Origin of the sequence: Paralimibaculum aggregatum (assembly GCF_030270585.1) — a bacterium.
GTDB lineage: Bacteria > Pseudomonadota > Alphaproteobacteria > Rhodobacterales > Rhodobacteraceae > Thermohalobaculum > Thermohalobaculum aggregatum.
Genome location: NZ_BSYI01000075.1, coordinates 1 through 12,028, shown reverse-complemented (window position 1 = coordinate 12,028; position 12,028 = coordinate 1). Strand labels below are relative to the sequence as shown.

The window sequence follows — 12,028 nt, the reverse complement described above, 5'->3', positions numbered from 1 at the left end:
CCGTGCTGGCCCGGCGCGGCGCGGCGGGCGCAGTCTCGGAGAGATAGCCGCCATGCACGAAGACCGTCGCGCCCCCGCGGCGGACCTGGGTCCAGGGCCCACCCTCGACGCGGCCGACCAGCGTCACCGCCTCGCCGCGGCGGAGCGCGCCGACCACCGGATGGCCCGTCGATGGCCCGGCGCGGAGGTTGACCCGCGTCGTCGCATAGCGCGGCGCGGGCTCGGTGCGGGCGATCGCCGGTCCTTCGGGCGGCGCCGGCGGGGTCTCCGCGGCGGCCTCCGGCGGCACGGGCCCGGCGGCCTCGGCACCGGCTTCCGCACCAACCTCAGGCGCCGGGCTGCGGCGGGCGATCGCCGCTCCGGATGCGGGGGCAGGCCCGGGCGCAGGCGCCGCGACCGGTTCCGGGGTCGGCGCGGGCTCCGGCTCGGGAAGCGGCGGCAGGGTCGCGAGATAGGCGTCGAGCTTGCGCGAGGAGAGGAAATCCCGCTGCAGCACCGCGAAGGTGCCGCGGTCGAGCCTGCCGGTGCGCGCCAGCCGCTTGCGGACCTGGAAGACCGCCACCGCATCGAGGGTCTGCCGGTCGAGCACCCCGTCGGGCATGCCGGCATCGAGACCGAGGATGTTGAGCCGGGCCTGGGCCTCGCGGATCTGTTCCGGGCTCAGATCGAAGCCGGGCTCCGCGACGGGCTCTGGCGCGGGCTCGGGTTCTGGCTCCGGCGTTCGGGCGGGCGCGGGCCCTGCCACCGCTTCGGGCTCGGCCGCGCCGGTGAGGGCGGCGAGCGCCGCGGGATCGGTGCCCGGGCCATCCCCCTCCGCGGGGCCCCCGGCTACCGGAGCAGGAGCGGGATCTGGCGCGGGCGCCGCCGCAGCGGTCTCCTCCCCCGCCCCGGCCGCAGCGCCGAGCGCCTCCAGCCGGCGCTGCGCGACACCGGCAAAGAAGCCCTCAGGATAGCGCGCCAGATACTCCTGGTAGTCTGCCGGATCGGTGCTGCCGGCGAGCGCGCTGACGAAGGCCGCCTCCACCATGCGGGCGGACTGCGCGCCGCCCTCCTCCGCCGCAGCGGCTGCGGGCCCCGGCCCGGGCAGCGGCGGGTTGAGATAATGGTCCTCCCCCGAGAGCGCGCCGTAGAGCGCCGGCTCCTGGCGCCCGCGGGTGGCCGCCACCACATCGTCGCGGACCTGCCTGAACAGCTTGCCGATCTCCAGCCCCGGCTCGCCGAGCCGCGCCACCAGCGCCGCCGCATAGGGCGAGTTCGCCCCGCTGCCGTCGAGCGCCATGGTGCCGGCACGCGCGGCGAAGGCGACGAGCTCGTTGCGGCCAGCGCTCGCCGCCTCGGTGAGCCCGCGGCCGATGCCGAGATTGCGCGTGCCGGCGCGGGCCTGCATGCGCAGGGCAAAGGGATTGTCGCGGCAGGCATCGAGGATCACGAGGCTGAGCCGGGAGGCCGGACGCGCCGCCGCCCGCAGCAGCGAGAGCGGCAGGGCCTGGAATTCGAGATCGGTGGGCTCCTGCGGGTCGGCATCCACCGGCAGCAGGAAGTTGCGCTGTTTCACCTCGAGCCCGTGGCCGGCGAAGTAGACCACCGCAACCTCGGCCTCCGCGGCCGCGCCGCGGAACTCGAACAGCGCCCGGCGCATCTCGTCGAAGCCGGCATCGCCGATCCGCGTGACTGCGAAGCCCAGTTCGCCGAGGCGCCCGGCGAGCGCGGCGGCGTCATTTTCCGGATTGGCGAGCCCCGGTGCATGGGCATAGGCGCCGTTGCCGATCACCAGCGCAACACGCTCCGCGGCCACGGCGGCCGCGGCTAAACAGCCAAGGGCCGCTGCAGCCGCAAGCAATCGGACGGAGCGAAACATGACGTAAGGGTACAGCCAAGCCGCCGACGCCGCAACGATCACGCTCGGCCACCGGCTCCCTCGCCGCCCAGAACAGGAGCCCCGCGGCAACGGGGCTCGCCCTGCCTTGCGCCGCCTCTGCGGCGCGGTGCCGCCCGGTCAGGCGGCGGCGCGACGCCGCGCGACGAAACCGACGCCCGCCAGACCCACCAGCAGCAGCGGAAGCGCGGCCGGCAGGGGCACGTTGGTGTCGGTGACGTTGGTCGAGATCCGCAGCGTGATCGCATCCGCCGCGGCCAGGTTGCTGTCGTAGCTCACCACGAGGAACCGGGACACGCCGGCACCGATGGTGGTCACGAGCGTGCCGGTCGTGCCGTCATTGGGCGAGAGCGAGATCACGCCGATCGTTCCGGCACTGTCCTCGGCCAGACGGACATCGAGATTGGCGAAGGTGCCGCTCGGGTTCGTCGCGTAGCTCAGGAAGAAATCGAGCGGATTGATCGTGTCGTTCTGGAACTCGAAGGCCAGGAAGACGTCCAGCTCGCCGGTCGCCTCCGACTCGACGGTCGCGTTCGCCGCCTCGTTGAGGCCGAAGGTGGTGATCACATCGTCGATGTTGAGATTGGACGCCCCGGTGCCGACGGAGCTGCCGGTTTCCGGGAGGAGCGGCTCGCCGGTGGTCGAGACCCCGGAGCTTACCACCACCGCACTGGCGGCCATGGGCGCGGCTATCAGACATGCAGCGAAAACTGCACTCAAAAACGAATTGCGCATCGGACCCTACTCCCTGCAAAGCATAGCCAATTCGTATCATTGCCCCTCCGGCATGTCAAAAACATTTGACGGAATTTTTGCGCATTCGGCACAAATATGACACGCAGAGGTAGTTTCGCAGCCGCCCTGTACCACTTCGGAACAAGCCGCCGAGCCCCGCCGATCACGGCGGCACAGGCCCGGCTGCCGCCGAATCCCGGAGCCGGCGCCCGCTCGCCTTGTCACCCGCCGGCCTGCGCTTTAAGAGCGGAGCAAACACAAGCCAGCTTCGACGAGGTTCCCATGGCCGGCCATTCCAAATGGGCGAACATCCAGCATCGCAAGGGGCGGCAGGATGCGGCCCGCTCCAAGCTCTTCTCCAAGCTCGCCAAGGAGATCACCGTAGCCGCCAAGATGGGCGACCCGGACCCGGAAAAGAACCCGCGCCTGCGCCTCGCGGTGAAGGAGGCGAAGTCGAACTCGGTGCCGAAGGACGTGATCGACCGCGCCATCAAGAAATCGCTGGGCGGCGATGCCGAGAGCTACGACGAGATCCGCTACGAGGGCTATGGCCCCGGCGGCGTCGCGATGATCGTCGAGGCGCTGACCGACAACCGCAACCGCACCGCCTCCAACGTGCGCTCGACCTTCACCAAGCATGGCGGCAACCTCGCCGAGACCGGCGCGGTGAGCTTCATGTTCGACCGCAAGGGCGAGATCGTCTATCCCGCCAGCGCCGGCGATGCCGACACGGTGATGGAGGCCGCCCTCGAGGCCGGCGCCGATGATGTCGAGAGCACCGAGGACGGGCATGTGATCTACACCGAGGCGGCGGATCTCGCGGAGGCCTCGAGCGCGCTCGAAGCGGCGCTCGGCGAGGCCGAGAGCACCAAGCTGATCTGGAAGCCGCAGACCCTGACCCCGGTCGACGAGGCCGCCGGCTCCACCCTGATGAAGCTGCTCGCCGCCCTCGAGGACGATGACGACGTGCAGACCGTCACCGCGAATTTCGACATGTCCGACGAGGTGATGGAGAAGCTCGCCTCCTGACCGGGCCTTTCAGCCAGCGAGATTTCAGATGCGTGCATTGGAGGCGTTTTCCCGGAGCCGTTCGGAAAGGTACTGGAATGCCTCCTTTGCGACCCTCTCGCGCGGGTGGTGGAGCGTGCCGGTGCTGCAACGGTATGTTGACCGCCGGGTGGGCGAGGCCATTGCGGGGGGGGGGCAGACGGCACCCGGGCTCACCGACGCGGTCCTGACGCGCCTTTGCGGCCGTGAGCTGGGCCTCGGCATCTCGATCGGCTGCGGCAGGGGTGTCAAGGAACGGCGCCTCCTCGAGGCCGGCGTGGTGCGCAGGATGCGCCTGTTCGAGATCTCCGCGGTTGCCCTCGACCGGGCACGGGCGGATGCCCTGGCCGAGGGCCTGTCCGACCGGGTGGACTGCGTTCTCGGCGATGCCTTCGAGATGGCGCATCCGGCCTATGACCTTGTCTATTGGGATCATTCGCTCCACCACATGGCGGATGTCGACCGCGCGATCGCATGGAGCGTTGCCGCGCTGCGGCCCGGAGGCTGGCTGCTGATCAACGACTATGTCGGCCCCCGGCGGCTGCAATGGCCCTGGTCCCACACCCGGAAGGTGCGCCAGGCCCTCGCCGACATCGCCCGGCACCTGCCCGGCCGGATCGCAAGGCCGCGCTACCGCCTGCCGTTCGAGAGCGTCGCGATGGCCTTCCTGGACCCTTCCGAAGCCCCGCAGAGCCACCTGATCCGGACATCCGCCGCGAGGCACACCGGCATGGACCTGACCCCCATCGGCGGCTGCCTGCTCTGCATGGCGAGCCTGCATCTCGCGATGGCGCCGGGCATCGAGCAGGTCGCGGCGCGGGTCATCGACCGGGACCGGCGCATCGAGCGGGACGGCATCTCCTACCATGCCGCCGGCCTCTGGCAGAAACCCGCCTGATCTGCCGAAATCACTCGAACTTCATCGAATCATCGAGGCGACCGAGCAAGAATTACTTGAAAATCAAATATAGTTCCGGGCAATGGACGCCGGTTGACAGGGTATCCATGGCCTCTAAGCTGACGGACGCGTGAACAGCCAGTGGAGATCGACATGACCCGGACGACGGCCCGCATCGGGGCGGCACTAACCGCAGCGCTCACCGCGCTCGCGCTTGCCTCGGGCGCCGCGGCGCAGGAAGAGACCCGCGAGATCACCAAGAATTTCAGGATCGGCGCGCTCGACATCGACCCGCCGCTGGTTGTCGTGCAGCCGCGCCAGCAGATCACCCCCTGCACCGCGATGATCGTCGATCCGGAGCATTTCCGCGAACGCCGGGGGATCACCGCCGGCCAGCTCCTGGTGGCGCCGCTGGTCACCCTCCTGATCGAGAGCGCGGCGAGCGGAAGGGCGCTGACGCTGTATTACGACATCGGCGAGGACGGCACCTGCCGGGTCACCCGCGCCGCCGCCGCCTACGACGGGAAATAGCGCCGGCACCCGCGGCGGACCGGCATCGGCGCCGCGGCGGGCCGCTGCGGCGCCGGCTCAGCCGCCGTGGCGCGCCCGCATGATTTCGACCGAGCGCGCCACGAGCGTGCCCAGCACCGCCGCATCGACATCCGCGAGCCGGCCGAGATGCAGGCAGGATTTCGCCCGGGTATGGCGGCCGAGCCGCGCCAGCAGGTCCTCCATCTCCGCGAAGCCCGGCATGATGTAGAGCGTCAGCGCGCGCTTGCGCGGGGCGAAACCGGTGAGGAAGGAGCGGCCGGAATGGCCGCTCGCATAGGTATAGGCATAGATGCCGAAGCCGACGATGCCGCCCGGCCAGAGCGCCGGCGCCTCGCCCGCCGCCGCCTGCATCAGGCCCAGCAGGCTGAGGGCATCGGCGCGCCGGGTCTCGGGCTCGACCGCCGCGAGAAAGGCCGCCACCTCGCCGGGCATGCCCGCCTCCTCCGCCATCGCCGCCCTCCTTCAGCCGGCCGCCGCGACCGCCCCCGTCTCGAGCGCGCCGCCGAGGCGCAGCGCCCGCACCGAACGCGCGAGCCCGGTGGCGTCGTCGGTCTCGACGATCACGCCGGAAAGCGTCGCCGGCGCCTCCGCCGGGGTGAAGCGCCCCGCCCCCATGCCGGTGATGAAGCGCTTCATCGGCTCGAGCTTGTCCATGCCGATCACGCTGTCATACGCGCCGCACATGCCCGCATCGGTCTGGTAGGCGGTGCCGCGGCCGAGGATCATCGTGTCCGCCGTGGGCACATGGGTATGGGTGCCGACCACCAGCGAGGCGCGCCCGTCGCACCAGTGCCCGGTGGCCATCTTCTCCGAGGTCGCCTCGGCATGGATCTCCACCACCGCCGCCTGGCAGGCGCCGCCGACGGGATGCGTGCGCAGCACCTGGTCGAGCGCGCTGAACGGATCGTCATAGGGCCGGCTCATGAAGACCCGGCCGAGCGCCACCGCCACCAGCACCTTGCGCCCGCGGGTCGCCTCGTAGACCGCCGCGCCGCGCCCCGGCGCGGTGCGCGCGAAGTTCAGCGGGCGCAGCAGCCGCGGCTCGCCCTCGATGGCGGTCAGCATCTCCTTCTGGTCGAAGGCATGGTCGCCGAGGGTCAGCACATCGGCCCCGGCGGCAAAGAGCTCCTGCGCGATGCTCGCGGTCAGCCCGTAGCCCGCGGCGGCGTTCTCCGCGTTCACGATCACGAAATCGAGCCGTTCCGTCGAGCGCAGGCCGGGCAGCCGTTCGATCACCGCCATGCGCCCTGCGCGCCCTACAATGTCGCCGAGAAAGAGAATACGCATGGCGCCCCCTCTAGGCCGCGCCGGGCCGCAGGGCAAGAGCCGCCGGCGGCATCAGAGCGCCCGGTGCATCACCAGCGCATCCACCAGCCCCTCGCGCGGGTGGCGGAAGGCCGCCGGCAGCCGCCCGACCACGGCAAAGCCGGCGCGCTCCCAGGTGGCGATGGCGCGGGTGTTGGTCGCGATCACGAAGTTGAACTGCATGGCGCGGAAGCCCCGGTCCCGCGCCGTGTCGAGCGAATGGGCCAGCATCGCCCGCGCCACCCCCTGCCCCCGCGCCGCCGCCGCGGTGAGATAGCCGGCATTGGCCACATGGTCGCCGCCGCCCTTCTTGTTGGGCCGCAGGAAATAGGTGCCGAGCGGCTGCCCCCCGCGTTCCGCCACGAAGGCGTCATGCGGCGCACCGCACCAGAAGCCCAGCGCATCGGCACGGCTCATTCCGCGGGGCAGCGCATAGGTCTCGCCGGCGCGGATCTCCGGCTCCAGCATCGCCCAGAGCGCATCGGCATCGCCGGGCGCGGCGGTCCGGATCGCGAGCTCGCCCGGCCCGCCGCGCCCGGGCCTGCTCCCGGCGGCGCTCACGGCCGGATCACCTCGCGCTCGGTCACCACCGCGTGGAGGCGCTGGTCGGTGGCCTCCCGCGGCACCGCGTCGAGCGCCTGGGCGGCATAGGCGAACCCCACCGCGCGGGTCGGCCGGCGGCTGCCGAGCAGCGCCAGCGTGCGGTCGTAGAACCCCCCGCCATAGCCGAGCCGCCAGCAGCCCCGGTCGAAGGCCACCAGCGGCGCGATCAGCAGCGTCGGCTCCAGCCAGTCCCCGGCGGCCGGGATCTCCGCCCCGAAGGCCCCCGTCTCCATGGCGCAGCCCGGGTGCCATTCGCGGAAGGCGAGCGGCAGCCCCTCGCCCTCGATCACCGGCACGCAAAGCCGATGGCCGCGGCCGGCAAGCGCCTGCATCAGCCCGGTCGGGTCGATCTCGGTGCGGATCGGGCGATAACCGGCGACGATCTCGCCCGGGGAGACAAGCCCCGCGCCGAGGAACCGCGTCGCGGCGTCCCTGGCGGCGGCGGCGCGCCTGCCGGGATCGGCATGCGCCGCCTTGCGGGCGGCATAGGCGGTCCTGCGGGCGGCGGCCTTGGCGGCGGTGAGTTCCTCGCTCATGCGCCCAGAAGCCATGCCGCCGGCAGCCGGTCAAGCCGGGCGGCGGCATCGCGCGGGCGAAAAGCGGCGGGCCCGTCGCGACCGTGAAGGCGTCAGATCCTCGCGAGCCTGGACAACCAGGTGGGCGCCGGATGCGCAAGGCCAGGGCCAAGCACAGAGCCAGCTCCCGCGAGAGATTTATGGCCACCAGGATTCTGGCCTCGCACGCGAAGGACAGCACCCGCCGCGCAGAGAGATAGTCCGCCGGCGCGCCGCATGAAAGCCCCGTGGAGCGGATTTCCCCGCCGCCGGCCACCGGGCGCCCGGCCGGCGCCCGGCGCCGGCCGCGGCCGAGGGGGGCTCGATGCCCCCCGAGGCCGGCCTCCTCAGTGTCCCCGCAGCGCGCCCGCAGCGCCACTGCAGAGCCTTCAGGGGCTCAGTGAACCAGCTTCGGCCCCGCCTTGCCGCCCTTGCCGCCCTCGGGGAGGATGCCGAGCCGGCGCGCCACCTCGGAATAGGCATCCGTCAGCGAGCCGAGATCGCGGCGGAACACGTCCTTGTCGAGCTTCTGCCCGGTCTTCACGTCCCAGAGCCGGCAGGAATCCGGGCTGATCTCGTCGGCCAGGATGATCCGCTGGAAGTCGCCGTCCCAGATCCGCCCGGTCTCGACCTTGAAGTCCACCAGCTTGATCCCGACCCCGAGGAACAGCCCGGAGAGGAAGTCGTTGACCCGGAGCGCCAGCGAGATGATGTCGTCGATGTCCTGCTGCGCCGCCCAGTTGAAGGCGACGATGTGCTCCTCGGTGACCATCGGATCGCCGAGCTTGTCGTCCTTGTAGTAGAACTCGATGATCGGCCGCGGCAGCGCCGTGCCCTCGTCGATGCCGAGGCGCTTGGAGAGCGAGCCGGCCGCGACATTGCGCACCACCACCTCGAGCGGGATGATCTCGCAGGCGCGGATCAGCTGCTCGCGCATGTTGATGCGGCGGATGAAATGATTCGGGATGCCGATCCCGGTGAGCGCGGTCATGATGTGCTCGGAGATGCGGTTGTTCAGCACCCCCTTGCCGTCGATCACGTCGAATTTCTCGGCGTTGAACGCCGTGGCGTCGTCCTTGAAATACTGCACGTAGGTGCCGGGCTCGGGCCCCTCGTAGAGGATCTTCGCCTTGCCTTCGTAGACCAGCCTGCGCCGCGCCATCTGGGCCAACTCCATGAAGCTCCGGGCCGCGGGAGGGTCCCGCAGCCGCATCGTGTGTCTATAGGTAGCGCCGCGCCGCTTGCCAAGGTGGCGCCGGGAAATACTGCCACGCCGCGGCCCTGCGGCACAGGCGCGCGAACGGCGGCGCCGCGGCCGGCGGCGCATCCGAGGGCCGGGCATGTGGCAGGGATGGCCCGCGGCGCCGGCGGGGCGGGGCCGCTCGGGCCGCTCGGGCTGCGCCATGGCGCGATCTCGCCGCGCTTGCGCGGTACGGCCCGGCCGAGGACCGCGCGGCCCGCCGAACGGCCGGACACGAGCAGCGCGAGCACCCCGGCGCTCGGCGCCTCCCCGCGGCCGGCGCCGTCGCGCATGGGGTTGCCGGCCGAATGCCCGCTGCGGCCCCACGAATGGTCGCCGTGGAGACCGGCCGGGTGGAACGCGGCACCGGGCTCGCGCAGCCCCGCCCCATTCGGCGCAGTCGCCCCCTTTTCCCGTCGCCGCCATGGCACGCGAACCCCGCGAGGCCCGAATAGCCGGAGACCAACGCGCGCGCGCCGGCCGCACTGCCGTCAACGGCACCCCATGTCGTCGCAATAGCGGGTGCGGAAACCGGGCCCGCAACCGCAGGGATACTGGCGGGCGCGCGGATCATGTCAGCCGTCTTTGATTTCCCCCGACAGCGCGCTAGCTCGGTTTACTTGGGAAATCATCGCCCTCGCACAGGTCATTGATCTGAAGCAATTGCGCAGGGGGGCGGTCGGGGTAGACACTCGGGGCGGGAAGAATCGCTCAGCATGCGAAAGGCCAGAGATGACCACGTTCGACAATCGCGAGAAGGCGTTCGAGGCGAAGTTTGCCCATGACGCCGAGATGCAGTTCCGCGCCGAGGCGCGACGCAACCGGCTCCTAGGCCTCTGGGCGGCGGAGATGATGGGCCTCACCGGGAGCAAGGCCGATGCCTATGCCCGCGAGGTCATCAAGTCGGATTTCGAGGAGGCCGGGGACGAGGATGTCTACCGCAAGGTCTCCGGCGATTTCGCCAGCCGCGGCATCGCGGTTCCCGAGGCGGAGCTGCGCGCCAAGATGCGCACCCTGCTCAGCGAGGCCAAGGCGGCGCTGCTGGAGGAACACGGCTGAGCCAGCTGCCAGAACCGGCCGCCCCGCCTGGCCGGGCGCGGCGGCGCGGCGGGCCGAAGGGCCCGCCTCCCCCGCGCCTTGCCGGGGCGATCTCTGCCGCGCTGCTGATCCTCGCCCAGTTCGCCGCCGTCCCGGCGCCGCCCGCCCGGGCAGACGGGCTGCCGCCGGCCTGCGGGCCGATGGCGCGGGTGCGCTTCCACGAGACATCGCCGGATTTCTTCGCGGTCGAGAACCTCTCACCGCCGGGCTGGCAGATCCTGCGGGTGGCGATCGCGCTGCCGGGCTCGGCCGGGCGGCTGATCTTCGACACCGCCCCCGGCGGCCCGGGCCGCAGCGCCGCCACCGCCTTCTTCGCCCATGGCGGGCCGGTGCGCCTCGCCGCCGAGCCGCAGGTGCCGGACGGTGCCGAGGCGCTGGCGCTGGATTTCACGAGCTTCGCGCCGGGCCAGCGCTTCGCCTTCACCATCGACATGGACGACCGGGTCTCGGGCCTTGCCGGCACCAGCGTCAGCGGCACCGAGATCGAGGGCGCCGGGCTCTCGGTCAGCTTCGCGCAGGACGGCGCGGCGGAGACCCATACGGGCACCTTCGACGCCGGCGCCGAGGCGATCGCCCGGGCGCTCTGCCTCTCCTGAGCGCCGCGCCGGCAGGCCGGCGCCACCGAGCTCAGGAAAGCCCGTGCGAGCCCATCGCCACGAACTTCTCCCGCCGCGCCTTGCGCACCGCCTCCGGCCCGAGCTTGCCGAGCTCTTCGAGCGCGGTCTCGAGCGCCGCGCCCACCGCCGCGATGGCGGCCTTGGGGTCGCGCTGCGCGCCGCCGACGGGCTCCTCGACCACCTCGTCGCAGACCCCGAGGCGCAGCAGATCCTGCGCGGTGAGGCGCAGCGCCGTGGCGGCCTCGCGCATCTTCTCGGCGTTCTTCCACAGGATCGAGGCGCAGCCCTCCGGCGAGATCACCGAATAGACCGCATGTTCCAGCATCACCACCCGGTTCGCCGTGGCGAAGGCCACCGCGCCGCCGGAGCCGCCCTCGCCGATCACCACCGTCACCAGCGGCACCCGCAGCGCGAGGCACATCTGCGTCGCCCGCGCGATCGCCTCGGCCTGGCCGCGCTCCTCGGCGCCCTTGCCGGGATAGGCGCCGGGGGTGTCGACCAGCGTCACCACCGGCAGGCCGAAACGGTCGGCAAGCTGCATCAGCCGCACCGCCTTGCGATAGCCCTCGGGCCGGGCCATGCCGAAGTTGCGCTCGAGCCGCGTCTTGGTGTCGCGCCCCTTCTCGTGGCCGACCACCACCACCGGCCGGTCACCGAACCGCGCCAGCCCGCCGATCACCGCGTGGTCCTCGGCAAAGTTCCGGTCGCCCGCCAGCGGGGTGTATTCGGTGAACAGCGCCTCGACATAGTCGCTCGCATGCGGCCGCTCGGGATGCCGCGCGACCTGGCATTTGCGCCAGGGCGTGAGGTCTTCGTAGAGCTCGGCCAGCATCGCGGTGGCGCGGGCGTCGAGCGCCTCCGCCTCCCCGGCCACGTCGAGCTCGGGGCTCTGCCGCGCCAGCGCGCGCAGCTCCTCCGCCTTGCCCTGCAGCTCCGCCAGGCCCTTTTCGAAGTCGAGATAATTCGCCATGCCGCCTCCCGGTGTCGCGGCTCAGATAGGGCAGCCGGGGGCGCGAGCGCAAGACGCAGCCGGCGAAGCGCCCCCGCGGGCGCTCATTTCGGCACGCGCGCCAGCCCCTTGCCGAGGATCGGGCCGGTGGGCAGCCCGGTCGGCGAGCCGCCCTGCACCTCGAGGGTGATCTCGTAGAGCTGGCCGGCGGTCGGCGGCGGCAGGCCGCGCGCGCCGAGCGTCGCGCCCACGGCCCGCGCGACGGTGCCGAGCGAGACCGGAGGCCGGTCCGGGCCGGGCTTGGTCCAGACCTGCAGCACGCGGCCGTCCGGAACCTCGGCCTCGCCGAGCACGGTGATCCGGGTGGTGTTGTCCTCGGCGCCCTCGACCAGGGCGAAGGGCTGGCCGGCATCGTCGAGCAGCACCGCCACCACCTGCGGCGCCGGCTGCCAGGTCAGCGAGACCGCGAGCGCCACCGCGAGCAGCAGCGAGGCGGCCAGCGCGCCGAGCGTGACCAGGCTGCCGCGGACCGGCTGGCGCGCCTCGCCCTCCGT

At 72.0% G+C, this 12,028-nt stretch carries 14 protein-coding genes; 5 read left to right on the top strand and 9 right to left on the bottom strand.

The window, feature by feature from the left end:
* Together QSJ97_RS23770 and QSJ97_RS23765 are read right to left on the bottom strand one after the other, a co-directional pair.
* Positions 1-1,795 (bottom strand): caspase family protein (locus QSJ97_RS23770; RefSeq protein ID WP_285674952.1); only part of this gene is annotated, 1,795 nt, incomplete at its 3' end.
* Positions 1,796-1,996: 201 nt separating this feature from the next.
* Positions 1,997-2,557, bottom strand: coding sequence for a PEP-CTERM sorting domain-containing protein (locus QSJ97_RS23765; RefSeq protein WP_285674950.1), 561 nt, complete (start codon positions 2,555-2,557; stop codon positions 1,997-1,999).
* 336 nt (positions 2,558-2,893) lie between these two features.
* Between QSJ97_RS23765 and QSJ97_RS23760 the strand changes: the two genes are divergently transcribed.
* The 3 genes from QSJ97_RS23760 (at position 2,894) to QSJ97_RS23750 (ending at position 5,087) form a co-directional block, all read left to right on the top strand.
* Complete coding sequence (locus QSJ97_RS23760; protein ID WP_285674948.1) at positions 2,894-3,640, top strand: YebC/PmpR family DNA-binding transcriptional regulator; 747 nt, start codon at positions 2,894-2,896, stop codon at positions 3,638-3,640.
* A 28-nt stretch (positions 3,641-3,668) separates the two neighbouring features.
* Entirely contained in the window at positions 3,669-4,556 is an 888-nt protein-coding gene (locus tag QSJ97_RS23755) for a class I SAM-dependent methyltransferase (RefSeq protein WP_285674947.1), read from the top strand.
* A 153-nt stretch (positions 4,557-4,709) separates the two neighbouring features.
* Entirely contained in the window at positions 4,710-5,087 is a 378-nt protein-coding gene (locus tag QSJ97_RS23750; RefSeq protein WP_285674945.1) for a hypothetical protein, read from the top strand.
* Between the two features lie 57 nt (positions 5,088-5,144).
* Here the strand turns inward: QSJ97_RS23750 and QSJ97_RS23745 are convergent, their stop codons facing one another.
* From QSJ97_RS23745 to purC, 5 genes are all read right to left on the bottom strand, one after another.
* Positions 5,145-5,558: a DUF1801 domain-containing protein gene (locus QSJ97_RS23745; RefSeq protein WP_285674943.1), complete on the bottom strand. Its 414-nt coding sequence runs from the start codon at positions 5,556-5,558 to the stop codon at positions 5,145-5,147.
* 12 nt (positions 5,559-5,570) lie between these two features.
* A complete protein-coding gene (locus tag QSJ97_RS23740; RefSeq protein ID WP_285674942.1) occupies positions 5,571-6,395 on the bottom strand; it encodes a TIGR00282 family metallophosphoesterase in 825 nt (274 codons plus the stop codon).
* 51 nt (positions 6,396-6,446) lie between these two features.
* Positions 6,447-6,974, bottom strand: a complete 528-nt coding sequence (locus QSJ97_RS23735; protein WP_285674941.1) for a GNAT family N-acetyltransferase — start codon at positions 6,972-6,974, stop codon at positions 6,447-6,449.
* Entirely contained in the window at positions 6,971-7,552 is a 582-nt protein-coding gene (locus tag QSJ97_RS23730) for a 5-formyltetrahydrofolate cyclo-ligase (protein ID WP_285674940.1), read from the bottom strand. Before QSJ97_RS23730 ends, QSJ97_RS23735 begins: the two co-directional genes overlap by 4 nt.
* Before the next feature lie 415 nt (positions 7,553-7,967).
* Positions 7,968-8,732, bottom strand: coding sequence for a phosphoribosylaminoimidazolesuccinocarboxamide synthase (purC, locus tag QSJ97_RS23725; protein ID WP_285674938.1), 765 nt, complete (start codon positions 8,730-8,732; stop codon positions 7,968-7,970).
* A gap of 810 nt (positions 8,733-9,542) precedes the next feature.
* Between purC and QSJ97_RS23720 the strand changes: the two genes are divergently transcribed.
* Both QSJ97_RS23720 and QSJ97_RS23715 read left to right on the top strand, forming a co-directional pair.
* A complete protein-coding gene (locus QSJ97_RS23720; RefSeq protein WP_285674936.1) occupies positions 9,543-9,869 on the top strand; it encodes a DUF1476 domain-containing protein in 327 nt (108 codons plus the stop codon).
* A gap of 179 nt (positions 9,870-10,048) precedes the next feature.
* Positions 10,049-10,504, top strand: coding sequence for an aggregation factor core (locus tag QSJ97_RS23715; protein ID WP_285674934.1), 456 nt, complete (start codon positions 10,049-10,051; stop codon positions 10,502-10,504).
* Positions 10,505-10,535: 31 nt separating this feature from the next.
* Here the strand turns inward: QSJ97_RS23715 and QSJ97_RS23710 are convergent, their stop codons facing one another.
* Together QSJ97_RS23710 and QSJ97_RS23705 are read right to left on the bottom strand one after the other, a co-directional pair.
* The gene (locus tag QSJ97_RS23710; protein WP_285674932.1) at positions 10,536-11,495 is read right to left on the bottom strand and encodes an acetyl-CoA carboxylase carboxyltransferase subunit alpha; all 960 of its coding nucleotides are present in this window, start codon (positions 11,493-11,495) and stop codon (positions 10,536-10,538) included.
* An 83-nt stretch (positions 11,496-11,578) separates the two neighbouring features.
* The coding region (locus QSJ97_RS23705) for an anti-sigma factor (RefSeq protein WP_285674930.1) at positions 11,579-12,028 on the bottom strand (450 nt) is incomplete at its 5' end.